General features: G+C 67.2%; 21 protein-coding genes. 12 read left to right on the forward strand and 9 right to left on the reverse strand.

All coding sequences use genetic code 11. The features are described 5' to 3' along the window. Positions 1 to 109: 109 nt before the first annotated feature. Complete coding sequence (locus BST17_RS29950) at positions 110 to 202, reverse strand: Ms4533A family Cys-rich leader peptide (protein WP_407937732.1); 93 nt, start codon at positions 200 to 202, stop codon at positions 110 to 112. 160 nt (positions 203 to 362) lie between these two features. Next, positions 363 to 557, reverse strand: coding sequence for a hypothetical protein (locus BST17_RS05255; RefSeq protein WP_083055880.1), 195 nt, complete (start codon positions 555 to 557; stop codon positions 363 to 365). Positions 558 to 652: 95 nt separating this feature from the next. Here BST17_RS05255 and BST17_RS05260 point away from each other — a divergent pair, with 95 nt between their 5' ends. Both BST17_RS05260 and BST17_RS05265 read left to right on the forward strand, forming a co-directional pair. Then, positions 653 to 1,840 carry an FAD-dependent oxidoreductase gene (locus BST17_RS05260; RefSeq protein ID WP_234807551.1) on the forward strand — a complete coding sequence of 396 codons (1,188 nt, stop codon included), beginning with the start codon at positions 653 to 655 and terminating at the stop codon, positions 1,838 to 1,840. 33 nt (positions 1,841 to 1,873) lie between these two features. After that, on the forward strand, positions 1,874 to 3,862 hold the full coding sequence (locus BST17_RS05265) for a glycoside hydrolase family 15 protein (protein WP_083056071.1): 1,989 nt from the start codon (positions 1,874 to 1,876) through the stop codon (positions 3,860 to 3,862). 52 nt (positions 3,863 to 3,914) lie between these two features. On the opposite strand, the gene BST17_RS05270 is transcribed toward BST17_RS05265, so the two are convergent. Continuing rightward, positions 3,915 to 5,165, reverse strand: a complete 1,251-nt coding sequence (locus BST17_RS05270) for a thioester domain-containing protein (protein WP_109750007.1) — start codon at positions 5,163 to 5,165, stop codon at positions 3,915 to 3,917. A 301-nt stretch (positions 5,166 to 5,466) separates the two neighbouring features. On the opposite strand from BST17_RS05270, the gene BST17_RS05275 reads away from it, so the two are divergent. The 10 genes from BST17_RS05275 (at position 5,467) to BST17_RS05320 (ending at position 17,693) form a co-directional block, all read left to right on the forward strand. Further along, the gene (locus tag BST17_RS05275; RefSeq protein ID WP_083055883.1) at positions 5,467 to 6,390 is read left to right on the forward strand and encodes a family 2A encapsulin nanocompartment shell protein; all 924 of its coding nucleotides are present in this window, start codon (positions 5,467 to 5,469) and stop codon (positions 6,388 to 6,390) included. Then, positions 6,377 to 8,212: a family 2A encapsulin nanocompartment cargo protein cysteine desulfurase gene (locus BST17_RS05280; RefSeq protein ID WP_083055885.1), complete on the forward strand. Its 1,836-nt coding sequence runs from the start codon at positions 6,377 to 6,379 to the stop codon at positions 8,210 to 8,212. The genes BST17_RS05275 and BST17_RS05280 overlap by 14 nt, the downstream gene beginning before the upstream one ends. A gap of 110 nt (positions 8,213 to 8,322) precedes the next feature. Further along, positions 8,323 to 8,592, forward strand: coding sequence for an ANTAR domain-containing protein (locus BST17_RS05285; protein WP_083055886.1), 270 nt, complete (start codon positions 8,323 to 8,325; stop codon positions 8,590 to 8,592). 1 nt (position 8,593) lies between these two features. After that, positions 8,594 to 9,973 carry an LLM class flavin-dependent oxidoreductase gene (locus tag BST17_RS05290; RefSeq protein ID WP_264002075.1) on the forward strand — a complete coding sequence of 460 codons (1,380 nt, stop codon included), beginning with the start codon at positions 8,594 to 8,596 and terminating at the stop codon, positions 9,971 to 9,973. After that, a complete protein-coding gene (locus tag BST17_RS05295; protein ID WP_083055888.1) occupies positions 9,970 to 11,067 on the forward strand; it encodes an LLM class flavin-dependent oxidoreductase in 1,098 nt (365 codons plus the stop codon). The genes BST17_RS05290 and BST17_RS05295 overlap by 4 nt, the downstream gene beginning before the upstream one ends. Beyond that, positions 11,064 to 12,281 (forward strand): GNAT family N-acetyltransferase, encoded by a 1,218-nt coding sequence (locus BST17_RS05300; RefSeq protein ID WP_083055889.1) that lies wholly within the window; start codon positions 11,064 to 11,066, stop codon positions 12,279 to 12,281. Before BST17_RS05295 ends, BST17_RS05300 begins: the two co-directional genes overlap by 4 nt. 81 nt (positions 12,282 to 12,362) lie before the next feature. Then, positions 12,363 to 13,985 (forward strand): dipeptide ABC transporter ATP-binding protein, encoded by a 1,623-nt coding sequence (locus BST17_RS05305; protein WP_083055891.1) that lies wholly within the window; start codon positions 12,363 to 12,365, stop codon positions 13,983 to 13,985. Next, the gene (locus BST17_RS05310) at positions 13,982 to 14,923 is read left to right on the forward strand and encodes an ABC transporter permease (RefSeq protein WP_083055892.1); all 942 of its coding nucleotides are present in this window, start codon (positions 13,982 to 13,984) and stop codon (positions 14,921 to 14,923) included. The genes BST17_RS05305 and BST17_RS05310 overlap by 4 nt, the downstream gene beginning before the upstream one ends. A gap of 1 nt (position 14,924) precedes the next feature. Beyond that, the gene (locus BST17_RS05315) at positions 14,925 to 15,914 is read left to right on the forward strand and encodes an ABC transporter permease (protein WP_234807537.1); all 990 of its coding nucleotides are present in this window, start codon (positions 14,925 to 14,927) and stop codon (positions 15,912 to 15,914) included. A gap of 12 nt (positions 15,915 to 15,926) precedes the next feature. Then, on the forward strand, positions 15,927 to 17,693 hold the full coding sequence (locus tag BST17_RS05320; protein WP_083055894.1) for an ABC transporter substrate-binding protein: 1,767 nt from the start codon (positions 15,927 to 15,929) through the stop codon (positions 17,691 to 17,693). 85 nt (positions 17,694 to 17,778) lie between these two features. On the opposite strand, the gene BST17_RS05325 is transcribed toward BST17_RS05320, so the two are convergent. From BST17_RS05325 to BST17_RS05350, 6 genes are all read right to left on the reverse strand, one after another. Next, positions 17,779 to 18,318 carry a class I SAM-dependent methyltransferase gene (locus BST17_RS05325; protein WP_083055895.1) on the reverse strand — a complete coding sequence of 180 codons (540 nt, stop codon included), beginning with the start codon at positions 18,316 to 18,318 and terminating at the stop codon, positions 17,779 to 17,781. A gap of 60 nt (positions 18,319 to 18,378) precedes the next feature. Further along, on the reverse strand, positions 18,379 to 19,599 hold the full coding sequence (locus BST17_RS05330) for an acyl-CoA dehydrogenase family protein (RefSeq protein WP_083055897.1): 1,221 nt from the start codon (positions 19,597 to 19,599) through the stop codon (positions 18,379 to 18,381). Between the two features lie 10 nt (positions 19,600 to 19,609). Further along, positions 19,610 to 20,578, reverse strand: a complete 969-nt coding sequence (locus BST17_RS05335) for a GNAT family N-acetyltransferase (RefSeq protein WP_234807538.1) — start codon at positions 20,576 to 20,578, stop codon at positions 19,610 to 19,612. Next, positions 20,575 to 22,128 (reverse strand): APC family permease, encoded by a 1,554-nt coding sequence (locus BST17_RS05340; protein ID WP_207573575.1) that lies wholly within the window; start codon positions 22,126 to 22,128, stop codon positions 20,575 to 20,577. Before BST17_RS05340 ends, BST17_RS05335 begins: the two co-directional genes overlap by 4 nt. 100 nt (positions 22,129 to 22,228) lie before the next feature. Continuing rightward, a complete protein-coding gene (locus tag BST17_RS05345) occupies positions 22,229 to 23,617 on the reverse strand; it encodes an LLM class flavin-dependent oxidoreductase (protein WP_083055898.1) in 1,389 nt (462 codons plus the stop codon). After that, positions 23,614 to 24,939: an NtaA/DmoA family FMN-dependent monooxygenase gene (locus BST17_RS05350; RefSeq protein WP_083055900.1), complete on the reverse strand. Its 1,326-nt coding sequence runs from the start codon at positions 24,937 to 24,939 to the stop codon at positions 23,614 to 23,616. Before BST17_RS05350 ends, BST17_RS05345 begins: the two co-directional genes overlap by 4 nt. Between the last annotated feature and the right edge of the window lie 75 nt (positions 24,940 to 25,014).

Consider the following 25,014-nt stretch of genomic DNA (forward strand, 5'->3'; position numbering starts at 1 on the left):
TCCAGGACGGGGATGGGGGCAGGGCTCCCGTACGTACGGAAAGGTGGTGGATCAGTGCGCGACGCGATTTCATGTCGCTACCAACGCCAAACCGCAGACGGGTGTGGAGTCAGCGACAACAACAGACATCAGCAACAGCGGAGAAACTCACGGCAATGAGGGCCAGGACATGGCCGCTCTTGTTGCCGGTCGCTGCGTGCATGGCCGGAAGAGTACCAGAATCGACGGCCCCCGCCCGACGAGGCAAAACCGCAGTTCGTCGCTGTGCGCCGGCCCCGCTCAGCGCGCGATCCACCACATCACGATGACCAGGATGACCAGGGCGATCAGCGCCAGCGTCACCCGCGAGCGCGGCATCTGGTTCACGACGGCTCCTCCTCCTTGTGGCGGGCCCGCCGCACCAGGTTGATGCCGTTGCCCAGCGCCCCGTCGAGTACCACCGCGGTCCCGAAGGCCAGGATCAGCACGACCGGCATGACGATGGCGGTCTGCGCGACAAACCCGAGGCCCGACAGCCACAGTTCGACGCCATCCCACCAGCTCAGGAAATCGCCCATCTGACCCACAGTAGTGCCACCATTGGTGGGTGCCGCAGGCCCAGCAGAACACCCCGTCCACCGGATGCGTGATCGTCGGCAGTGGACCCGCCGGGATGATGCTGGGTCTATTACTGGCCAGGGCCGGGGTGGATGTCACGGTGCTGGAAAAGCACGCCGATTTTCTGCGTGATTTCCGCGGTGACACCGTGCACGCGAGCACGCTGCGGATGCTCGACGAGCTGGGTCTCGGCGCGCAGTTCGCCGCGTTACCGCACCGGCTCATCGAGTCGCTGGTGCTCTCGGTGCAGGGCGTCCCGGTCAGTGTGGACCTGCGCAGGCTGCCCGGAGCCCACAAACACATCGCGCTGGTGCCGCAATGGGACTTCCTGGAACTGCTGGCCTCGGCCGCCGAGCAGGAGCCGACGTTCACGCTGTTGCGCAGCGCCGAGGTGCTGGGCCCGGTACTGCGCGGCGGCACGGTCGGCGGGGTGCGGTTCCGCGACGCCGGCGGGGAGATCCGGGAGCTGCACGCGCCGCTGACGGTGGCCTGTGATGGCCGCGGCTCCACACTGCGGGACGCGATGGGCCTGGTACCGCGGAGCTTTGGCGCACCGATGGATGTGTGGTGGTTCCGGCTGCCGCGCTCCGAGTCCGACCCGGCGGGCCTGGCCGGTGCGATGGGAGCGGGCCATGTGGTGGCGATGATCGACCGGGGCGACTACTTCCAGTGCGCCTTCGTCATCCCCAAGGGGTCTGATACCCGACTGCGTTCCGAGGGAATCGAATCGCTGCACCGACGGATGACCGCGGTGGTGCCGTGGGTCGCCGACCGCATCACCACCCTCACATCGTTCGACGATGTGAAACTGCTCGACGTCCAACTGAATCGACTGCCGCGCTGGTACACCGACGGGCTGTTGTTCATCGGCGATGCCGCGCACGCGATGTCGCCGGTGGGTGGGGTCGGCATCAACCTCGCCGTCGCCGATGCGGTGGCGGCCGCCCGCCTGCTGGCCGCTCCGTTGCGCGCCGGTTCGGTGTCGACCACACAACTGCGACGCGTGCAGATCCGCCGGTGGTTGCCGACCGTCATCGTGCAGGGCGTGCAGAAGACCGTCCACAACAGGGTGATCGCCGTCGCAGTCGCCGACGACCGCCCGGTGTCACCACCGGCCGGGGTGCGGATCGTCAGCCGGATTGCGCTGCTGCGCAGCATCATCGGATACGGTATCGCGATCGGACCGCTGCCCGAGCACATCCCCGGGTTCGCACGGCGCGCAGGCCCGCACGCCCGCGACTAGACGTGTGCGCGATCTGGACTCATGATGGGCGGCATGGTTCTGGAACACACCGAGCACGATCCGACGCCGACGCCGTTCACGGCGACGGCTCCCATCGCGTACGCCCCGTCCGGAGCCCTGCGAAACCCGTTCCCGCCCATCGCGGATTATGCGTTCCTGTCCGACTGCGAGAACACCTGCCTGGTCTCGTCGGCCGGGTCGGTGGAATGGCTGTGTGTGCCGCGACCGGACTCCCCCAGTGTGTTCGGCGCCATCCTGGACCGAGGCGCCGGCCATTTCCGGTTGAGCCCGTACGGGGTGTCGGTGCCCTCGGCGCGGCGCTATCTGCCGGGCAGCCTCATCATGGAGACCACCTGGCAGACCCACACCGGCTGGATGATCGTGCGCGACGCGCTGGTGATGGGGCCCTGGCATGACACCGAGACCCGGTCGCGCACCCACCGCCGCACCCCCACCGACTGGGATGCCGAACACATCCTGCTGCGCACGGTGCGTTGCGTCAGCGGTGTCGTCGAGTTGGTGATGAACTGCGAACCCAACTTCGACTACGGACGCAGCCCGGCCACCTGGGAGTACTCCTCGGCGGCCTACGGCGAGGCGATCGCGCGGGCCAGTAAGGATCCCGAGGCCAACCCGACGCTGCGGCTGACGACCAATCTGCGCATCGGCCTGGAAGGCCATGAAGCACGGGCCCGCACCCGGCTCACCGAAGGCGACAAGGTGTTCGTCGCGCTGAGCTGGTCGAAGCACCCGGCGCCGCAGAACTTCGAGGAAGCCGCCGACAAGATGTGGAAGACCAGCGAGTCGTGGCGGCAGTGGATCAACATCGGCGACTTTCCGGACCACCCGTGGCGGGCCTATCTGCAGCGCAGCGCGCTGACGCTGAAGGGGCTGGTGTACTCCCCGACCGGGGCGCTGCTGGCCGCAAGCAGTACATCCCTGCCGGAAACCCCTCAGGGCGAACGTAACTGGGATTACCGCTACTCCTGGATCCGGGATTCGACGTTCGCACTGTGGGGGCTCTACACCCTGGGCCTGGACCGCGAGGCCGACGATTTCTTCTCGTTCATCGCCGACGTGTCGGGCGCCACCAACGGCGAACGCCATCCGCTGCAGGTGATGTACGGCGTCGGCGGTGAACGCAGCCTGGTCGAGGAGGAACTGCACCACCTGTCCGGGTATGACAACTCCCGGCCGGTGCGCATCGGCAACGGCGCCTACAACCAGATGCAGCACGACATCTGGGGCACCATGCTCGACTCGGTGTACCTGCACGCCAAATCGCGCGAGCAGATCCCCGAGGCGTTGTGGCCGGTGCTGAAAAATCAGGTCGAGGAGACCATCAAGCACTGGAAGGAGCCCGACCGCGGCATCTGGGAGGTGCGCGGCGAACCGAAGCACTTCACCTCCAGCAAGATCATGTGCTGGGTGGCGCTGGACCGCGGGTCCAAGCTCGCCGAGCTGCAGGGTGAGAAGTCCTACGCCCAGCAGTGGGGCGCGCTCGCCGAGGAGATCAAGGCCGACATCCTGGCCCACGGTGTCGATTCGCGTGGTGTGCTGACCCAGCGTTACGGCGACGACGCGCTGGACGCGTCGCTGCTGCTGGCGGTGCTGACCCGGTTCCTGCCCTCGGACGATCCGCGGATTCGGGCCACCGTGATGGCGATCGCCGAGGAGTTGACCGAGGACGGGCTGGTGCTGCGCTACCGGACCGAGGAGACCGATGACGGGCTGTCCGGCGAGGAGGGCACCTTCACCATCTGTTCGTTCTGGCTGGTGTCCGCGCTGGTCGAGATCGGTGAGGTGAGCCGGGCCAAGCGGCTGTGTGAGCGGTTGCTGTCCTTCGCCAGCCCGCTGCACCTGTACGCCGAGGAGATCGAACCGCGCACCGGCCGGCACCTGGGTAACTTCCCACAGGCGTTCACCCACCTGGCACTCATCAACGCGGTGGTGCACGTGATCCGCGCCGAGGAGGAAGCCGACAGCACCGGGACGTTCCAGCCCGCCAACGCGCCCATGTAGCTTGCGATTTCGGTGAGGAAACGGGCGGTGAGCGCCCGTTTCCTCACCGAAATCACGTTGTGCGAGTGGTGATCTCGAAGTCGACCACGGTCGGGGTCGGGGTGGCCAGTGCCACCGGGGTCAGCCGATGGTTCTCGTAGGCGATGCCGGTCAGGACCCGCCCGCCGAAACCGTCCCGGGCGGCGGGGACGCTGGCGGTGACGGTGACGGTGCCCGGTCCCGCGCCACGCAGGTGGATATCCGTGCCGGGTGACACCGGTCCCTGGATGGGCCTGCCGGCGTCATCGACGATCTCGCCGGTCGACACGGTGAGCGTGGCGGCGTCGGTGGCGTGAAATCCGAACGGGCCCATCGACGCGCCTCCGAGGACGACACGGTCGGCGGTCAAGCGGGGTGCCACGGTCGATCGCCGCGCCGACTCCGCGCCGGCGACCAGGTGATCGTAAAGGGCGACAACACGATCGGCGTTGCGATAGTGCCCCGAGCCGTGCAGCGTGAAGGTCACATCGTCGATCTCGATGTCATGTTCGGCACCGGCGACCACCAACCGGTAGAACCGGTACCCGCGGTGCGCCCGGCCCGGCCGCGTCTCGGAGGTGGTGGTGCCCAACCCGAGCCGACGCCGGTAGGTCCCGTGCCCGGCCGGCACGTTCAGACCCGATGCGGCCACATCGCGCCAGGTGGTGCCGTCGAGGGACTTCTGCAGCTGTAGCGACACCGCGCCCGCGGTCGTCAGCTCGACCGCGTAGCCGGCCAGTTGCGGGTCGTCGTCGAACTCGAAGGTCAGCACGCCGGGCTCATCGGTGACCGCGACCGGAACGTTGAGCGGCCGGTTGTCCAACCGTAGGCCGTTGGTGAAATGCCAGATGGCGGCCTGCGTGGCGGCGATGGCCTCATGCTCGGCCAGGTTCGAGCCGCCGCGCAGGTGCCCGGCCGCCCGCACCCGCCGACTCAACTCGGCCGTCCCCAGCGTCGGAAACGAATTGCGGATGATCCAGTCCACCTCGGCTTCGTAGGCGCGGGCTGCGGCGTTGCGCACGGCCGACCAGTTCGCCGGCCGATACCGGGATGGCCGACTCGGCGCGACGCCGGCGTAGTCGAGGGAGTACGCGTCGATGCCGGGGTTCAGCCGGATCAGATCGGTGCGCGCCGAGCTGCCATCGGTGAAGACGACGGTGTCCACGGTCGGTGAATAGGTACCGCCGCGGTATCGGGTCATCCGCGGGATGTCGACGGTGCGACGCACGCTGCGGCGGACGACCACCGGTGTGGCGGCGGGTGCATGCAAGGTGAGGACGGGCATTGCTGTTGGCTTCCTGAAGGCTGTGAACAACGCGAATCCGCACACCGCCGGGAGATGGGCGGGCAGAGACGCGGGGGCCGGCGTCAGAAAATCAACAACAACAACACGGCACGACGAAGCGGCACGCGATACCGGCGCGCAGCGATCCGTCGTGGGTCATGTCCCAAACCATACGGCAAACCCGCCGAAATGCCAGTCCGAGAACTTTTCGTCGCTGTGCGCGCTAAGGCTGTCAGTTTCGTTTTCAGGCCGTATCGTGGCCGCCGCATCACCACAACAGAACCCCGTCGGAGGTAGCACCATGACGTCTGCCCAGAACGAATCGCAGGTACTCGGCGATCTCGCCGCACGGCAACTCGCCAACGCCACGAAGACCGTTCCCCAGCTTTCGACCATCACCCCGCGTTTCCTGTTGCACCTGCTGTCCTGGGTGCCCGTCGAGGCCGGCATCTACCGGGTGAACCGGGTGGTGAACCCCGACCGGGTCGCGATCCACGCCGACGAGGGCGCCGGCACCGACGACCCGCTGCCCGAGACCTACGTCGACTACGAGACCAGTCCCCGCGAGTACACGCTGCGGTCCATCTCGACCCTGCTCGATGTGCACACCCGCGTCTCGGACCTGTACTCCAGCCCGCACGACCAGGTCGCCCAGCAGCTGCGCCTCACCATCGAGACGATCAAGGAGCGCCAGGAGTACGAGCTGGTCAACAATCCCGAGTACGGCCTGCTCTCGCAGGTCACCCCGGAACAGACCATCTCGACCCTGCGCGGCACCCCCACCCCGGACGACCTGGACTCGTTGATCACCAAGGTGTGGAAGACCCCGGCGTTCTTTCTGACCAACCCGCTGGGCGTGGCTGCCTTCGGACGTGAGGCCACTCGTCGGGGTGTGCCGCCGCCAGTGGTCAGCCTGTTCGGCGCCCAGTTCATCACCTGGCGTGGCATCCCGATCGTCCCGAGTGACAAGGTGCCGGTCACCGATGGCAGGACCAAGTTCATCCTGGTCCGCACCGGCGAGGAGCGCCAGGGTGTGGTCGGTCTGTTCCAACCGGGACTGGTCGGCGAACAGGCCCCCGGCCTGTCGGTGCGCTTCACCGGGATCAACCGGTCGGCGATCGCGTCCTACCTGGTCACCCTGTACTCGTCGCTGGCAGTGCTGACCGACGATGCGCTGGCGGTTCTCGAGGACGTCGGAGTGGACCACTTCCATGAGTACAAGTGACGGGCACGAAATTCGATCGCTGGATGCCGAAAGTGACCTGCCGATAAGCGAAGCCGAGCTGGCGGCGCTGGCGACCCAACTGTTCGCGACGAGCATCCGGCCCGGCCCGGACAGCCCGCCGGTGGTGACGCAACCCGCCCCGCGCGGGGTCACCCCGGACACCACCACGGCCGCCTCGGCGGGCTCCACCGCCGCGGGGGCAGCGCACCACGGCACCCCGGCCGAGTTCGTGACGGTGCCGGAGTTCAACATTCCGGTACCGAGTTCGCCGGGCCCGGAAGCGTTTCCGCCGGGCGTGGCGCCGGTGGCGCCGCGAGGCAACGCCGCGAGCCCGGCCGTCTCCTTCCGGGGACTGGAAGGGTTCGCGGTCCCGACCGGCCTCGTTTCGACGGCGCCCGGCGTGTTGGCCGCTCCCCCGTCAGCACCGGTGGCACCTCGCGGCCACGCACCCACCTGGCCGGGCGCCGTCCCGGACATACCGAACCTCGGGTGGACGGGCGCCGCGCCGGCGTCCCACGATGCCGATGGGTACTACTTCCTGCAGCCCACGAAGACGCACCACGTGACCGCCGAGCCTGTTCCGCTGCTGCCCGACAACCATGAGATCTTCGATGTCCGGGCCATCCGCGCCGACTTCCCGATCCTGCGCGAAACGGTCAACGGGAAACCGCTGATCTGGTTCGACAATGCGGCGACGACGCAGAAGCCGCAGGCGGTCATCGACAGGCTGGCCTACTTCTACGCGCACGAGAACTCGAACATCCACCGCGCGGCGCACGAGCTGGCGGCACGCGCCACCGACGCCTACGAGGAAGCCCGGGACATGGTGCGGCGCTTCATCAACGCCGGCAAGAGCGAACAGATCATCTTCGTGCGCGGCACCACCGAGGCCATCAACCTGGTCGCCCACTCCTGGGGCGGCAAGCACCTGGGGCCCGGTGACGAGATCGTCATCACCCACCTGGAGCATCACGCCAATATCGTTCCGTGGCAGTTGCTTTCGCAGCAATCGGGCGCGGTGCTCAAGGTCGCCCCGGTCGATGATGCCGGCAATCTGCTGCTCGGCGAGTTCGAGAAGCTGCTCGGACCGAAGACCAAACTGGTCGCCGCCACCCAGGTCTCCAACGCGCTCGGCACGGTGACACCGGTGGACAAGATCGTCGAGCTCGGGCACCGCTACGGCGCCCGGGTGCTGATCGACGGCGCGCAGTCGATTCCGCACATCCCGCTCGACGTGCAGGCGCTCGGCGCGGACTTCTTCGTCTTCTCCGGGCACAAGATCTTCGGGCCCACCGGGATCGGCGTCCTGTACGGCACCGAGGAGGCGCTGGAGGAGACTCCGCCCTGGCAGGGCGGCGGCAACATGATCGCCGATGTCACCCTGGATCGCGCCATCTATCAGGGTATTCCGAACAAGTTCGAGGCGGGCACCGGGAACATCGCCGATGCCGTCGGTCTCGGCGAGGCGTTGCGGTACGTGGAGCGGATCGGCATCGAGCGCATCGCGGCCTACGAGCACGCACTGCTGGACTACGCGACACCACGACTGGCCGACATCACGGGTGTGCGACTGGTCGGCACCGCCGAGGAGAAGGCCAGCGTGCTGTCCTTCGTGCTGGCCGGGCATGAACCGCTGGAGGTGGGCAAGGCGCTCAACGCCGAGGGCATCGCGGTGCGGGCCGGGCATCACTGCGCCCAGCCGATCCTGCGTCGGCTCGGTCTGGAAGCGACTGTGCGGCCGTCGTTCGCGTTCTACAACACCTTCGACGAGATCGACGTCTTCATCGACGCGGTCCGCCGCATCGCGCAGGGGTCTGTCTAGGACCCGCGAGCAGGCGTGAATACCCCCTATTGCACGAGAAATAGGGGGTATTTGCGTCTGCTCGCGCAGAAGTATGGGCGGCTGCTCACCGCAGCCTCACCATGGAGCGCATGAGTCAACGCGCCACCGCACATACCTCGCGTCGGGAGATCGACGTCGCCGTCGGCATTCTGGTCGGGTTGCGTGGCTGCTCGGACCGCGCCGCCTTCGACGAGTTGGTCGGCGTGGTCCGCGATACCGGGATCGGTATCGGTGCCATCGCCACCGGACTGGCCGCACTCGCCAGCGGCGGATCCTCGGCCGGGCACGACGAGGCCTTCGCCGCCTGGGGTGACCTGGTCACGCGACGACGCGTACTGCCCGCCGCCGTCGTCTCCTGACGTGGCGAGCACCTCGAAGCCCGTCGTCCTCAACGCGTTCTCGATGGACGCGGTGTCACATGTGAACTATGGGCTGTGGCGGCATCCCCGCGATCAGACCCACCGGTACAACACCATCGAATACTGGACCGAGCTGGCCCGGCTCCTCGACGAGGGCCGATTCGATGCCCTGTTCATCGCCGACGCGCTGGGGCTGCTGGACACCTATGCCGGCAGCGCCGCGGCCTCGCTGCGCACCGGAACCCAGTCCCCGGTCAGCGATCCGCTGCTGGTGGTGTCGGCGATGGCCGCCGCCACGACCCACCTCGGATTCGGTGTCACGGTGTCCACCACCTACGAGCATCCATACTTGCTGGCCCGCAAGTTCAGCACGCTGGACCACCTGACCGGCGGGCGGATCGCGTGGAACATCGTCACCTCGCAATTGGAGAGTGCAGCACGCAATCTCGGGTTGGACCGCCAGATACCGCACGATGAGCGCTATGACCGTGCCGAGGAATTCCTGGAGGTCACCTACAAGCTGTGGGAGAGCTCGTGGGAGGACGGTGCCGTGGTGCGCGACCGCGACCGCGGCATCTACACCGATCCGGCCAAGGTGCACGGCATCGGCCATCACGGAAGGTACTTCACCGTCCCCGACGCCCACCTGTCCGAGCCGAGCCCGCAACGGACACCGGTGCTGTTTCAGGCCGGCGGTTCACCGCGCGGTCAGTTGTTCGCCGCACAGCACGCCGAGACGGTCTTCGTGGCCGGCGCCGACGCCGCGGGCATCCGCCGCAGTGTCGAGGGGACGAAGGCGTTGGCCGCCGAGCACGGCCGCGATCCGGACTCGCTGAACTTCATCAGCGCGCTGTCGGTGGTGGTCGACGACACCGAACCCGGGGCGCGCGCCAAACTCGCCGACTACCAGTCCTATTTCAGCGTCGAGGGCGCGCTGGCGCATTATTCGGCCAGCACCGGAGTCGACTTCTCCGGCCAGGATCTCGACACGCCCATCGGCCACCACCACACCGACTCCAACAGGTCTCTGCTGAACATGTTCGCCGGGGCCGATCGGCAGTGGACACTGCGCCAGGCACTGGCACCGGCACACCAGTTCGGCCGGTCGCACACCCTGGTCGGAACGCCCGCCGCGGTGGCCGACCAGCTCGAGCGCTGGCTCGCCGACAGCGGTACCGATGGCATCAACCTCATCCATATCGTCAACCCGGACAGCTACCGGGATTTCGCCGAACTCGTTGTCCCCGAACTGGACCGGCGCGGGCGGTTGCGCCCGCGCCCGCACCACCGCGCCACCCTGCGGGAACGCCTGTACGGGCGGCCCCGGGTACGCGATGACCATCCGGCCGCCCGGTATCGCAATACTGTGGAGTCGCGATGAGTATCCACCTGCACTGGTATCTACCGACCAACGGCGACAGCCGCGAGATCGTCGGTTCCGGCGATGACTCGGACCGGGTTGCCGGCCCTTCGGCCAACCGGATCCGCCCACCCACGATCGACTACCTCGGCCAGGTGGCCCGTACCGCCGAACTGCTCGGCTTCGAGGCCGTGCTGACCCCTACCGGCACCTGGTGCGAAGACGCCTGGATCACGACGGCCGCGCTCAGTCAGACCACGTCCCGGCTGAAGTTCCTGGTCGCATTCCGGCCCGGATTCATCTCCCCCACCCTCGCGGCCCACCAGGCGGCGAGTTTCCAGCGGGTGTCGGGCGGTCGGTTGCTGCTCAACATCGTCACCGGCGGCGATCCGGTGGAACAGGCCCGCTACGGTGACCACCTCGACCACGACGAGCGGTACCGCCGCACGGATGAATTCCTGCGCGTGCTGCGCGGTGTCTCGGATGACACGAGCTTCGACTTCGCCGGCGATCACTACCGCATCGAGGGTGCGCATATCGACTACGGCGACTGGGATCCCCCGCAGATCTTCTTCGGCGGTGCCTCACCGGCGGCTGAAGAGGTTGCCGCACAATACGTCGACGTGTATCTCGCGTGGGGTGAGACGCCCGGCCAGATCGCCGAACGTATCGAGCGCATCCGCAGCCGCGCCGCGGAATTCGGCCGCACCCTGGAGTTCGGGATCCGGCTGCACGTCATCAGCCGGGACACCTCCGAGCAGGCATGGGCACACGCCGATCGGTTGCTCGCCGGGATCAGCGACGACCGCATCGCCGCGGCCCAGCAGATGTTCGCCCGCACGGAATCCGTCGGTCAGCAGCGGATGACGGCCCTGCACGGGGGCCGAACCGCAGACCTGGAGATCTCGCCGAACCTGTGGGCCGGTTACGGACTGGTACGCGGCGGTGCAGGCACCGCACTCGTCGGCAGCCACACCGAGGTGGCCGATAGGATCGCCGAATACCACCAGCTGGGCATCAACCACTTCATCCTGTCCGGCCAACCACACATCGAAGAGGCGTTCTGGTTCGCGGAGGGAGCGAAAGCCGTGCTGCACGAACGGGGTCTGGTGTGAGCCGCGATATCCGGGTGCTGACCTCCGAGGACGAACTCATCGAGGCGGGCAACATCTTTCGCGCCGCCATGATCGGTTTCCCGCCGCTCAACGAACAGCAGCGCGGGCTCATCGGCAAGCTTCTGGAGCCGGGCCGCACCCTCGGCCTGTTCGCCGACGGCCGACTGGCCGCCACCGCGGATTCCACCACCAGCTCCCTGACCGTGCCCGGTGGCGCCCGCGTGAGTCACGCCGCGGTCACCCATGTCGGGGTGCTACCGTCCTACACCCGCCGCGGTATCGCCACCGAACTGTTGCACCATCAACTCCACGATATCGCCGGTCGCGGTGAGGTACTCGCCTCCCTGCGCGCCTCCGAGGCCACCATCTACGAACGCTTCGGTTACGCGGTTGCCACCACCACGGCCACCATCGAGGTCCGCACCGACCGCGCGGCCCTGCGCCCCGGTGTCGCCACGGGCGGGCCGGTGCGACTGCTCGATCCCGGCCAGGAATGGGACGTGCTGCCCCGGATCTACGCGACCCACCGCGGACCCCGCCCCGGCAGCATCGACCGCAACGCGACATGGTGGTTGAACCAACAGCTGCGCGCCGAGGCAAATCCGGGCGCGAAATTCGTTGCCGTGCACGGGTCCCCGGGCGAGGAGACCGGGTTCGTGCGCTACCACCCGGTCGACACGGAAGCCTGGTTCACCAGCGATCAGCGCACCGTCGTCGTCGACGACCTGTTCGCCCCGACCGAGCAGGCCCATATCGGTCTGCTGCGCTTCCTGCTGGATCTGGATCTGGTGGACCGCCTGGTGTTCTCCCTAGCGCCGACCGACAGCCCGCTGCAGTGGTTGCTGCGGGACCGGCGCGCCGCACAGGTCACCGGATTGCGTGACGAAACCTGGCTGCGGGTTGTCGATGTGGCCGCCGCCCTGCGGGCCCGCAGCTATGCCGGCGCGCGCACCGTCACCGTCGGCATCGAAGATCCGCTGTTGGCACGCAACTCCGCGACCTATGCGATCTCCCCAGATGGCATCGACATCACTACGGCACCCGCACAACTGGACGCCGATATCACCGCGTTGGGCGCCGCGCTGCTGGGTGGTACCTCGTGGCGCGACCTCGCGGCGGCCGGGCTGGTGCGGGTGCACGACGCGGACGCGCTGACGGCGGCGGACGAACTGTTCGCAGTGCCCCAGTCGCCGTACGCGGGCATTTATTTCTGAACCGGCGAATAGCTTCGTCCTGAGCCAAACCGGTGCCGGCGCTTCGACGTTGGGCGATCATCTTCTTCATGTTGGTGTGCGATGGCTCTGTTTGACGTCTCTGAACTCGCCGTCACCCTGCACACCGGAAACCGCGCCACCGGTCGGCGCGCGGTGCGGGCCGTCGAGTCCTTCAGTTTCTCCGTCGACGATGGTGAGACCCTGGCCATCGTCGGGGAATCCGGCTCGGGCAAGAGTGTCTCGTTGCTCGCCGCGACCCGACTGCTCGGGGAGAATGCCGACGTCGCAGGAAGTGTCCGGTTCCGGGACCGCGATCTGCTGACGCTGAGTCCGCGCGAACTGCGGCGCACGCTGGGCCGGGACATCGGCTTCGTCTTCCAGGATCCGCAGAGCAATCTGCATCCGTTCAAGACGGTCGGCACACAGATCGACGAGGTGTTGCGCATCCACCGGTTCGGTGACCGCGGGGCCCGGCGCCGCCGGGTCGTCGAACTACTCGACGAGGTCGGCATCGCCGACCCGGACAACGCCTACCACAGCTACCCGGCCGAGTTCTCCGGCGGGATGCGTCAGCGCGTGATGATCGCCATCGCCATCGCCCTCAACCCGGCGCTCATCATCGCCGACGAACCGACCACCGCTCTCGATGTCAGTGTGCAGGCGGGCATCCTGCGTCTGCTCAGCCGACTGCAACGCGATCACGGCACCGCCATCGTGTTCGTCAGCCACGATCTCGGTGTCGTGCACGAGATCGCGGACACCGTCGTCGTCGTGCGCGACGGCCGCGTCGTGGAGCAGGGCCCGCGAGACCGGATCTACCGTTCCCCACACGAGGAGTACACCCGCCAGCTCCTGGCCGCGTCGCGGTTACACGATGTCACCGATATCCCGCACCGCGCTCCGGCGCACCACGAGCCGCTGCTCCGCGTGACCGGGATGCGGAAGTCCTACCGCGACCGCACCCGCAAAGAGCGTCGCACGGTGATCGACGGACTGGACTTCACCATCGGCCGCGGCGAGATCGTCGGCCTTGTCGGTGAATCCGGCTCCGGCAAGTCGACGGTGGGCCGGATCGTTGCCGGACTGCAGTACGCGGACGCCGGGCAGATCACGCTGGCCGGCACCCGGTACCCGACCGCCGTCGATGACGGTGTGCCGCCGCTGGCGCAGGCCACCCGACGTGCCGTGCAGCTGGTGTTCCAGGATCCGTACTCCAGCCTCAATCCCCGCCGCACCGTATCGCAATCGTTGGCCGAGCCGCTGCTCGCTCAAGGAACCGACCGGTCTCTGATCCGATCGAAGGTTGCAGCGGCCGCCGATGCCGCGCGGCTGCCCGGCGCTCTTCTGGACCGCCGGCCCGCCGAACTGTCCGGCGGACAGCGGCAGCGGGTGGCCATCGCCCGCGCGTTGGTGCTGTCCCCGCAATTGATCGTCGCCGACGAGGCGCTGTCCTCCCTGGACGTCACCACCCAGGCCGAGATCATCGAGCTCATCCGACGACTCGTCGCAGAGCAGCAGACGGCGTTCCTGTTCATCACCCATGACCTCGGCGTGGTGTCCTCGCTCGCCAATCGGGTCATCGTGCTCGGTCCCGATGGTGTCGAGGAAACCGGTGATACCACACAAGTTTTCACCACACCACAGTCCGCGTACACCCGCGCGTTGCTCGATGCGGTGCCCCGGGTGACGGCCTTCGCCTCGTGAGCCATTTACTGATCAGGCCCGCCACCGGCGCGGCCGGCCCACCGCCCCTGCGCCGCGGACGTCTGCGGTCCTTTTTCGCCGATCCCGGGCTGGTCGCCGGGTCCGCACTGGTCGCCTTCGTGGTACTCGCGGCCCTGGCCGCGCCGCTGATCGCCGCCATCGTGGGACACGGCCCCAATGAGCAGTTCCCGGACGTAACCCTGGACGCCGCAGGGCTACCCATCACCGGCGGCAACGGATTCCTGCTCGGCGCCGACGGCAGCGGTCGCGACGTCTTCATCCGCACCCTCTACGGCGCCCGGGTATCACTGGGCATCGGCATTCCCGCCACCACCATCGCCATGGTCGTCGGTGTGGTCGTCGGACTGATCGGTGGTTACTTCGGCGGCCGTATCGACGCGGTCCTCTCCGAGCTGACCAATATCGCGTTGGCCTTCCCATTCCTGGTGACCGCACTGAGCGTGGTCACCCTCAACCGCGGTACCGCGGGCACCACACTGGTCGATCCGGTGGTGGTCGTGATCGGCGTCGTCGCGTTGTTCTCCTGGACCTATTTCGCCCGCCTGGTGCGCAATGCAGTGATCGAGATCAAGTCGAAACCGTTCGTGCTGGCCGCCATCGGTGCCGGCGCCTCGCATTGCCGGGTGATCATCCGGGAGATTCTGCCGAACATCGCGCCGACGGTCATCATCTACTGGGCCGTACAACTCCCGATCAACATCATCGCCGAGGCATCACTGTCCTATCTGGGAGTCGGCATCAAGGCGCCGACCCCGAGCTGGGGCACCATGATCGCCAACGCGCAGGATTCGGCGCTCTACCAACCGCAGCCGTTGATGCTCATCGCCCCGGCGGCGGCACTGTTCATCACGGTGCTGGGCTTCAACATCCTGAGCACTCGGCTGCGCAGTCGCTTCGACCCGGGATCGGTGGGCTGAGGTGACCCGGACCCGATTCATCGGTTGGCGGCTGTCCCGAATGGGGTTGACCGTGTTCGCCGTCGTGCTCGTCACCTTCGGCCTGACCAAGGTCGCCTACCAGAATCCCGGCCGGATGCTGGCCCCGGAGAACGCCTCCGAGGAGACGGTCGACGCCATCACCAGGAGCCTGCACCTCGACGAGCCGTGGTACATCCAGCTGTGGCATTACGTGGTGAGTGGACCCGCCATCAAGGGCACCCCCACCGGGTTGCTGAACTGGCCGCCCAGTCTCGGCTATTCGTACCGCGAGCAGCGTCCCGTCACCGGCTTGATCCTGGAGAAGCTGCCCGCCACCGTCAGCCTGGCCGTCGGCGCGCTGGTGGCCTGGATCCTGCTGTCGGTCCTGTTCGGGGTGTACGCCGCGCGCAAGCCCGGCGGCTGGTTCGACACCGTCACGTCGGGAATCTCGTATCTGTTCCTGTCGATTCCCACCTTCGTCACCGGCGTCATCCTGCTGTTCGTGCTGTACTACCAGCTGTCGCTGGCCGGGGTGAAGTTCTTCCCCAGCGGTGGCTATGTGGCACTGACCGAGTCGCCGACCGAATGGGCGCGACATCTGTTGCTGCCATGGCTGACGCTGGTGATCGCCCAGGTCGGCCTCTTCCAGCGGGTCGTCCGCGCGTCGGTGCTGGAGGTCGCCGGCAAGGATTACATCCGGACGGCGCGGGCCAAGGGTGTCGGCCCGAACGGTGTGTATTTCGACCATGCGCTCTCGGCCGCACTGAATCCCATCCTGACGCTCGGTGCCATCGAATTCGCCACCATCCTCGGCGGCGCCATCATCACCGAGCAGATCTTCGGTCTCGACGGGGTGGGCCGTCTTGCGGTCAGCGCTGCCAACAACGGCGATGCCCCCGTCGTCATCGGCTGCACCCTCCTGGGCGCCGTCATCTTCGTCGTGGCCACCTCGGTCGTCGACATCATCACCTACGCCCGCAGCGGCAAATAGCAAGGAGCACATATGAAAACGTCGAAGCGGGCGCTGATCGCGCTCGCCGGCACCGCGGCGCTCATCCTGGCGGCGTGCGGCGGCAACCAGGAGTCGCAATCCCCGACCGACCCGACCGAGTTGTCGGGTGGCACGTTGAAGGTGGCCTCGGTCGGCGACGTCGATGCGCTGGACCCGTTGATCGCGTACTCCGCCGAATCGTGGCAGGTGATCCGCGCCACGACGCGTCAGCTGGTCACCTATGCCGGCAACAAGGAGAGCATCGGCAAGGACACCGAGGTGGTACCGGATCTGGCGGAAAGCTGGGATATCAGCCCCGACCGCAAGACGTACACCTTCCATCTGCGCGATGACATCAACTTCTCCGGCGCCAGCACCCGACCGATCACCGCGCAGGATTTCGTCTACGCCGTGAAGCGGTTCCCGGACCCCAACGCCCAGGTCAGTGCGATCACCTACTACAACGCGCTGTTCGAGGGGTTCACCGAGTACTCCGACGAGTTCGCCAAGGTGCCCACCGGTGATCTCGCCGCGGTGGACCAGTTCATCAACACCCACGACATCAGCGGCCTCAAGGCGCTGGACGACAAGACGTTACAGCTGACGCTCACCCAACCGGCCAGCGATATCCTCGACATCCTGACGCTCAACTTCGTGACACCGCTGCCCCAGGAAGTGGTGTCGAAGTACTTCGCCGACAGTCTGGAATTCCGGAAGAACTACGCCTCCAGCGGACCGTACTTCATCGAGTCCTACGATCCTGGTAAGCAACTGACGCTGGCCAAGGTGCCGGGCTACAACGCCGAGGGCGATCCGCGGAAGGCCTACGCGGACAAGATCGTCTTCGACACGACGGTGGCCTCCGCCGATGCCGCCTCTCAGCAGCTGCAGACCGGCACGGCCGATATCGGGCTGTACGTGCGCGCCTACCCCGCCAACGTCATCGCCCAGTACAAGCAGGCCGATCCGGATCATCTGCACAAGTCGGCCAGTGGATCGGCGATCTTCATCAGCTGGAACAACCCGGACGCACCGAAAACACCTGCCCAGGAGGCGTTCAAGGACCTGAGGGTGCGGCAGGCCTTCAATTACGCGCTGAACCGCGCCGATGTGGTGCGCGGACTGGGCGGGCCGGACTCGGCGATTCCCAGTAACGAGATCCTGACGTCGACCATCGTCGGTTACAACGACGAGAACCCCTACCCCACACCGGAGGACAAGGGTGACCCGGAGAAGGCCAAGGCTCTGCTCGCCGAGGCGGGCAAGTCGGATCTGACGGTCAACGTCGCCTATCGCACCACCCCGGAGTTCGAGAAGATCGCCACCTCGGTGCAGGCGGCGGCGGAGCGGGCCGGTATCACCGTGCGGTTGACCCCCATCCCGGGTGACGGCTGGGGTGCGTTCAGTTCCTTCCTGGCCGACGAGTCGAAGCTGGACCAGTGGGATCTGGCGATCACCAACTGGACCCCGGATTGGCAGGGCAACAGCGCCCGGATGACCCTCGGCGGCTGGCTGGATTCGGAGTTCGCCCCAGGGGGCACCTGGAACGGCGTGACCTATGACAATCCCGCCCTCAACGCAGCGGTGACGCGGGCGTTCGCGGCCGAGGACCCCACGCCGGATTGGCAGGAAGCGAACCGGATCGCCACCGAGGACCTGGCCTGGTTCCCGTTGATCGAGCGGGTCAAGTCGGTGCCCACCTCCGATCGGGTGACCAACTGGACGTGGCAGTCGCTGGGCAACAGCGGCGACATCACCAATATCGCGGTCACGGGCTGACCTACCCGCGAAACCCGCGTACCCGGGGCTGATTCGGCCGTGAGGCCCCCGGGTACGCGGGTTTCGTCGCAGGTGGGCCGGGGTGTCAGCAGGGGCGACGCGCCAGCAGCCAGGCCTGGCCGTCGCCCTCCCCCGACGCAATCACATCGAGGCCGCCGAACGCCGAACGCAGTTCACCGGCCGCGGCACGAAACCGACCGGGCTCGGCGCCGACCGCACTGAGCACACAGATCGCCAACAGCCCGCCCGGTGCCAACCGGGCCATCATCGGGTTGTACAGGGTCGGGGCACGGAACTTGTGACACAGCAGCACCTGCACGAGATCACCCGGAGGTAGCCCGCCATCGAGATCGAACATGTCGAATCGTGCTGTGACGCCCGCTGTTCTGGCCAGCCGGCGAGCCGCGTCGATGGCGGTCGCCGATACGTCGACACCGTGTACGCGCAGCCCGCGCTGCGCCAGCCATACCGAGGCCGCTCCGGTCCCGCAGGCGATCTCCAGGGCCGCACCCGAGCGGGGAAAGTGAGATCGGTATGCCGCGAACACCGCAGGCAGCCGTGGGGGCGCCGGCGTGGCCCGTCCGCCGTACACCGCATCCCAGCGGTCGCGGTCCTGCGCGCTCACCGGCCCAGCCTATGCCCAGGCACCCATACGGGCCGAACGCATCGGCGGGGAGCGGACCGGCTAGTTGCCCTGCCCGCCCCGGCCGATCGCCGCCAGGTTCGAGACCGGGTCCTTGCCGTTGATCAGGTAGTCGCCCAGGATGCGCGCCTTGTACACCCGCGGGTTGTGCGAGGCCAGCGTCCGGGCGTTGCGCCAATGCCGGTCCAGTCCACGCTGTTCGGAGACACCGGAGGCACCGAGGGCGTCGAAGACGGCAGTGGTGGCCCGCAACGCGGCGGCGATGACCACCAGTTGGGCCTGCGTGACAGCCACCTCGGCGTCGACGAGGCGCTGCTTGGTGTTCGCGGCATCGGTGTGGATACGGTCCAGCGCCGCGCCGGCCTGCGACAGTGCGGCCTCGGCGGCGAAGGCGTCGGCCGACACCTCACCGATGACCGCCAGCAGCTGACCGTCGTCCGAGGGCACCGGAGCCAGGCCCTGCGGATAGTTGCGCTTGCGTCCGGTGAGCGCGGCCGACCCGTCGCGCAACGCCGCCCGGGTGATTCCGGTCAGCACCGACAGCATCGCGGTCTGGTAGAAGTGCCCCTGGTACGGGAAGCGCTCGACGGCCGGGAATACGTCACCGGCCTCGGCACGGGCGTTGTCGTAGCGCGCCGTGCCACTGGCGGTGGTGCGCTGCCCGAAGCCATCCCAGTCGTCGACCAGGGTAACGCCCGGGTCGTCGGCTCGGACCAGTGCGGTCAGCAGCTCGCCGTCCTCGCCCCGGCCGAGCACATCGAGCCAGTCCGCGTACAGGCTGCCGGTGGCGTAGAACTTGGCGCCGGTGACGGCGTAGCCATCCCCGTCGATGGTCACCGTGGTGACCAGATTGGCCAACGTGACATTGTTCGCCTCGGTCCAGCCCCCGCCGACGAACTGACCGTCGAGGAACCGCTGGATCCAGACATCGTTGGACTCCCAGACCGGCGCGTTGAGCCGGTCCTCCACGAAGGCGAGGTGGTTGCGCCAGATGTGGGCGACATTGGCGTCGGCGGTGCCGAGGTCGGCCAGCAGCAGGAAGACCTGTTGCAGCGACGCACCCCAGCCGCCGCGCGCCACGGGGATGCGTAGCCGGCCGAAACCGGCCTCGTTGAGCAGGGTGACCTGCTCGTGCGGGAAGACCCGCGCGCGTTCGCGTTCCAGATTGCCCTCGGCGATCTTGGCGAACACCGGCTCGAAGTGTGCGCGCAGCTCGTCGAGGTCCGCGGTCGGGGCGGCCAAATAAGTGATGGCGGTGCTCATGTCATTCCTGTCATGCGTCGATGCGGTAGGCGAACTGGTGCTCGACGGCCTGATAGCCGAGCCGTTCGTAGAGGACGTGGGCGTTGCTGCGGTTGTGGATGTCGGTTCCCAACGACGCCAGGTGCAGGCCGCGGCGCAGCGCTGCCAACCAGACCTTGCCCAACAGGTACTCGGCGATACCGCGTTTGCGCTGATCGGCGCGTACGCCGATGTAGTCGGTGTGCGCGCTGCGCTCCTCGATTCCACCGGTGAGATGGCTGTAGGTCGAGCCCAGTACGTAGCCGACCACCCGACCGTCGTCGGTCACCGCCGCATTACTGAAATCGGGTGTGAACGAACGGCTTCGGATGTGATGAGCGAAGACCTCCGGCGTCTTGCTCATATTGCCGAAGTGCTCCCGGAAGGTGTCGAACTGGAGTTGGCGCACCTGCTCACCCAGACCGCGCTCTATCACCTCGGGCCAGCTCAACAGTGTCAGACCGGTGATGGAGGCAGCCGACAGACGTTCGGCGTCCTCGTTGCCGAGCTCCTTGCGGGTGCGGATAAACTGACCCTCCTGCCGTGCACCGCGCCGGACCAGAACGTCGATGGCGGCCTGCTGATCGGCTCCGATGAAGGTCCGTAGATACGCTCCGGGAATTCCGACGGCCTCGGCCGCGAACCGGTCGACGGTGTCGGAGACGACACCGTCGAGCACCACATCGGGGGTGGCCGGGTCGAAGACGAAGTCCGCGATGATCTCGGGTTCGGAACCGTGTGGTGTGTGCAGTACCGCGTAGCCACGCACCAGCCCGGACTCATCGCGCACCACCCGCACCCCGTGCGGGAACGCGCCGTCGAGCTGTTCGGCCACGTCGCGGGAGTCGGCGGCGAACTTGCGGCCGGCGATACCCGTTGTGGTGGCCAAAAAATCGGCGATCTGCGGGTGGTCGAGTGTGGTCGCCGGATGCACCGTCCACGCATCGGTCACGATGGTCACGGCGCCACCGGTTCCTTGTCATGGCGGGCCTGCGGATCACCGTCGGTATCGGGATCCCCGCTGTCCTGATGCGCCAGCACATCGATGATGCCCGCGTCCACCAGTCGCTGTTGCTCGGCCTCCGACAGGGTCTGGATGCTACCCACCCGCCGGGCCACCGCCGGGTTGGTGGCCTTGAGGTAGAAGTACCAGAGCAGGCCGACCAACAGGATGCCGCCGAAGATGAACGGCAGGATGTTGAACGGGAACTCCGGTACCGGATAGAAGTTGCTGAAGATGACGTAGCCCAATGCCAGTGCGGCCGCGGCGGACACGATCAGCCGCAGCGGGGTGAGCGCCTTGATCTTGTAGAGCCAGATCGGCGTCGCGATGACCACCAGCAGGTAACTGACGAGGAAGCCCCAGGTCGCCACGTACCCGCCGTAGACCTCGAAGACCAGTCGGCCGGCCGAGCTGATGGTGGCCACCACCGCGAAGAGGAATGCGAGCGCACCGATGAAAACGATTCCCGCCCAGGGGGTGCGATGCCGCGGATGCACCTTCGCGAACACCTTGGGCAGCGCACCTTCGTGAGCGAAGGTGAACAGCGATCGGGCGGCCGCGGTGGTGACCGCGGTGACGAAGACGATGAACGCGACGGCGACCGCACCACTCATGACATGGTTGATCCACGGGACGCCGCTGGACTCGGCGAGTTGCGGCAACACCGCCTCGTCACCGTTGATGCCGTCGAAGAACAGCACCTGCGGGTAGGTCGCGATGATGTAGAGCACGCCGAGCAGCAGCACCACGCGCAGCAACGACCTGGCGATGGTCCGGTGGGCGTCCTTGGCTTCGGCGCCCAGCGATGCGACACTTTCGAATCCGGCGTAGGACCCCACCGCTGATACCGCCGCGATGAACGTCGCGCTGGTGCTCAGGTGTCCCAGATCCCACTGCTCCCAATCGATCCGCCAACCGTAGGTGGCGTAGGAGGCGACGATGATCACCAGGATGGTGGCCACCGCGACGATCTCGAAGATCAGCTCGTACCGTGCCGCCAGGGACGCGCCCCGGTAGGGCAGGTAGACCCCGACTCCCACGATCAGCACGACGAGGATCAGCTTGAACCAGACTGCCTGCGAACCGATTCCGAAGGATTCCAGGAAGGAGTCGAGGTAGAGCACACCACCGAGGGTGCCGGTGACGGCGAAGCCGATATAACCAACCAGCAGGCTGAAGCCGGCGGCGTACGCGAAGCCCGGACCCAGACCGTTACCGGTGTAGGTGCCCAACGATCCGGAGGACACCGTGCGCTTGGCCTGGAAGCTGATGGTCGTGGCGATGAGCACGACGATCACCAGACCGATGATGACGGCCCACGCTGCTCCCTTACCGGCGGCCAGGAAGAGCATGAACGGCACCGAGGCCACCGCGACGCTGGGTGCCGCGGCAGCCAGGCCCTGGGCGAAGACGCCCCAGAATCCGAGCGCGTCACGTTCGAGCCCGTGTCCTTCGGCCTGCTGTAGCGGTCGGCCCCCCAGCTCGACCCGGTCGGATATGGCCATGATGCCGCCTTCCTGCGCCGCGCGTCCCGAGATCATCTGACGCACAGTCGTTTCAACGAGAGATTCAGATGAGGGAGACGATGCCTGAGAACGGTCTCAGGCATCACCCATCGGATCGGCGGGATTCTTTTACCACCCGGAAACCGGCGCCCGGGTGGTCGTCGGGCAACAATGCCGAACGCCCGAACAGGCGCTGTCGCAGGGTGGTTGTCGCAGCGGCCTCGCGGGCTCGGCCGCGTCGGCGCAACTCCGGTATCAGATGGTCGGCCACATCGGCGAAGCTGCCGGGGGTGATGTGATAGCTGATGTTGAACCCGTCCACACCCGTCGCCTCGGCGTAGGACTCCAGATCGTCGGCGACGGTGACCGCCGAACCCACGAACAGATGGCCAGCGAAGCCGCCGAGTTGGCCGACATAGTCGCGCAGGGTGATCCGGTGTCGGTCGCCTGCGCTGTCGACGGCGGACAGGATGGACCGGCTGGCGTCCGTGTCGAACTCTTCGATGGGCCGGTCCACGCCGTATTCCGACCAGTCCACGCCACTCAACGCCGAGAGCAGCACCAGGCCCGACTCCAGATCGTGGTATCGAGCGAGATCGGCCGCTTTGGCGCGGGCGGCCGAATCGGTGCTGTCGGTGACGATCTCGACCGAGGTGAGGAATTTGATGGATTCGGGGCGGCGGCCGTGGGCGACGGCACGGCGCCGGATGTCGGTGATGTTGGCGCGCAACACCTGCGGGCGCGGGTCACTGACGAAGACCAGTTCGGCATTGCGGGCTGCGAACTCGCGGCCTGCCGGCGAGGTTCCCGCCTGGAACAGCACCGGGGTGCGCTGGGGCGACGGTTCCACCAGGTGCGCTCCGGGCACACTGAAATATGTTCCCTCGTGACCGATGGCGTGCACCTTCGCCGGATCGGTGTAGACGCCGCTCGCCCGGTCACCCAGTACCGCGTCGTCCTCCCAGGATCCCTCCCACAGCTTGTAGGTGACGTCGAGGAATTCGGTTGCCATGGCATACCGCTCGTCATGCGGGATCTGTCGGTCGCGGCCGATGATGTTGCGGGCGGCGCTGTCGAGCAGCGAGGTGACGATGTTCCACCCGATCCGCCCACCGGTCAGATGGTCCAACGTGCTGAACTTGCGCGCCAGCAGGTACGGGCTCTCATACGTCGTCGACACCGTGATGCCGAAACCCAGGTCGGTGGTGGCGGCCGCCATCGCCGAGACCGCCAGCAGCGGATCGGTGACCGGGGTCTGCACCCCGCGCCGCAGCGCGGCATCGGCGTCCCCACCGTAGACATCGAGTTGTCCGAGGGCGTCGGCAATGAACAACGCGTCGAATCCGCCGGCGTCGAGCAGTTCGGCCAGGGCCACCCAGTAACGGATGTCGGTGTAGCGCGACGTCTGGTCCGCCGGATGCCGCCACAGGCCGAAATTGCCGTGTGAGGGCACCGACATGGTGAAGGCCGCCAGCACGAACGGGTCTGTCATGCGCCGGGCCGACGAACCGACGGGGAATGCGACACCGGCACGTCCAGGCCGAGATGCGAACGCAAGGTGCTGCCGGCGTATTCGTGCCGGAACAGGCCGCGCTTGCGCAGCACCGGCACCACCTGCTCGACGAACAGCTCCTCCTGCCCGGGCAGGCCGCTGTCCCGCAGGACGAAACCGTCGGCGGCGCCGTTGGCGAACCAATCCTCGATCTCGTCGGCGATGCGTTCCGGCGTGCCCACCACCGAGGCACCCCACCCGTTCACGGTCTTGTACAGGAACTCCCGGACCGTCGGGTTTCCTTCAGCGGCCAGGGCCCGGTAACCGGCGAGTGCCGTCCGGTGGGTCTCGGTGCTGTCCGGGAACGCCGATGCGGGCACCGGCCCGTCCAGATCGGCACCGGTGACGTCGACGTCGACCTCCAGCAGCCAACCGGCCTGATACTCCGGGCTGAAAAACCGGTACTCCTCGCGTTCGGCGCGGCGCGCCTCGTCCTCGGTCGACCCGATCACATAGCGCAACGACGGGGTGATGAGCGGTGGTGTGGGCCGCTCCAGCGCGCGGGCCTGCGCGTGGATCTGGCGGTAGAACTCCTGGCCGCGGGAGCGGGAGCCGTGGCTGGTGAAGATGACCTCGGCGTGGGTGGCCGCGAATGCCCTTCCGGTGTCCGAGGATCCGGCCTGGAAGATGACGGGCCGCCCCTGCGCGGAACGGGCCGCGCCGATGGGCCCCTTGACGTCGAAGTACCTGCCGTGATGCTCGGGCACCGCGATCTTGCTGACATCGTTGAACACGCCGGTCTCGCGGTCGGCGACGATGGTGTCCTCCGACCAGGAGTCCCACAACTTCTTGACGACCTCGATGGCCTCTTCAGCGATCTGATAGCGCTCGTCGTGGTCGACCACACCGCGGGCGCTGAAGTTGTCGGCGGCGGCCTGGGCGAAGCTGGTCACCAGATTCCAACCGGCCCGGCCGAGGCTCAGGTGGTCGAGGGAAAGGAGTTGACGGGCAAGATGATAGGGGTGGGCCAATGTGGCCGACCCGGTGACGACGAGCCCGATCCGTTCGGTGACCGAGGACAACGCCGCCGTGGTGGTCAGCGGCTCGAAATCCTCGGTGGTCTTGTAGGCCCAGGTGGCGGGCGGACCGTAATTGAGCCCGTCGGCGAAGAACAGGGCATCGAAGGTACCGGCCTCGGCGATCTGGGCACGCTCGATCAATCGTCGCCGTACACCCGCCACGCTGTGGTCGGCATCGGGATGCCGCCACGGCCCCGCCGACCGGGTGTTACCGAAGGCCAGCAGATGCACTTCACGAGTCACCGAGCAGACGGTAGTGACACTTCCACAATCTGAAACGGGTTAAACGCGGCGCGAACTCAATCCCGGTATGCGAGC

The organism is Mycolicibacterium bacteremicum (assembly GCF_002086115.1).
In the GTDB taxonomy this organism is placed as follows: domain Bacteria; phylum Actinomycetota; class Actinomycetes; order Mycobacteriales; family Mycobacteriaceae; genus Mycobacterium; species Mycobacterium bacteremicum.

Excerpts from the sequence above, each read along its gene's own strand:
- BST17_RS05270 (WP_109750007.1), bottom strand. The coding sequence starts at position 5,165 with ATGCCCGTCCTCACCTTGCATGCACCCGCCGCCACACCGGTGGTCGTC.
- BST17_RS29950 (WP_407937732.1), bottom strand. The coding sequence starts at position 202 with ATGCACGCAGCGACCGGCAACAAGAGCGGCCATGTCCTGGCCCTCATT.
- BST17_RS05280 (WP_083055885.1), top strand. The coding sequence starts at position 6,377 with ATGAGTACAAGTGACGGGCACGAAATTCGATCGCTGGATGCCGAAAGT.
- BST17_RS05305 (WP_083055891.1), top strand. The coding sequence starts at position 12,363 with ATGGCTCTGTTTGACGTCTCTGAACTCGCCGTCACCCTGCACACCGGA.
- BST17_RS05295 (WP_083055888.1), top strand. The coding sequence starts at position 9,970 with ATGAGTATCCACCTGCACTGGTATCTACCGACCAACGGCGACAGCCGC.
- BST17_RS05285 (WP_083055886.1), top strand. The coding sequence starts at position 8,323 with ATGAGTCAACGCGCCACCGCACATACCTCGCGTCGGGAGATCGACGTC.
- BST17_RS05260 (WP_234807551.1), top strand. The coding sequence starts at position 653 with ATGATGCTGGGTCTATTACTGGCCAGGGCCGGGGTGGATGTCACGGTG.
- BST17_RS05330 (WP_083055897.1), bottom strand. The coding sequence starts at position 19,599 with ATGAGCACCGCCATCACTTATTTGGCCGCCCCGACCGCGGACCTCGAC.
- BST17_RS05275 (WP_083055883.1), top strand. The coding sequence starts at position 5,467 with ATGACGTCTGCCCAGAACGAATCGCAGGTACTCGGCGATCTCGCCGCA.
- BST17_RS05255 (WP_083055880.1), bottom strand. The coding sequence starts at position 557 with ATGGGCGATTTCCTGAGCTGGTGGGATGGCGTCGAACTGTGGCTGTCG.
- BST17_RS05345 (WP_083055898.1), bottom strand. The coding sequence starts at position 23,617 with ATGACAGACCCGTTCGTGCTGGCGGCCTTCACCATGTCGGTGCCCTCA.
- BST17_RS05265 (WP_083056071.1), top strand. The coding sequence starts at position 1,874 with ATGGTTCTGGAACACACCGAGCACGATCCGACGCCGACGCCGTTCACG.
- BST17_RS05320 (WP_083055894.1), top strand. The coding sequence starts at position 15,927 with ATGAAAACGTCGAAGCGGGCGCTGATCGCGCTCGCCGGCACCGCGGCG.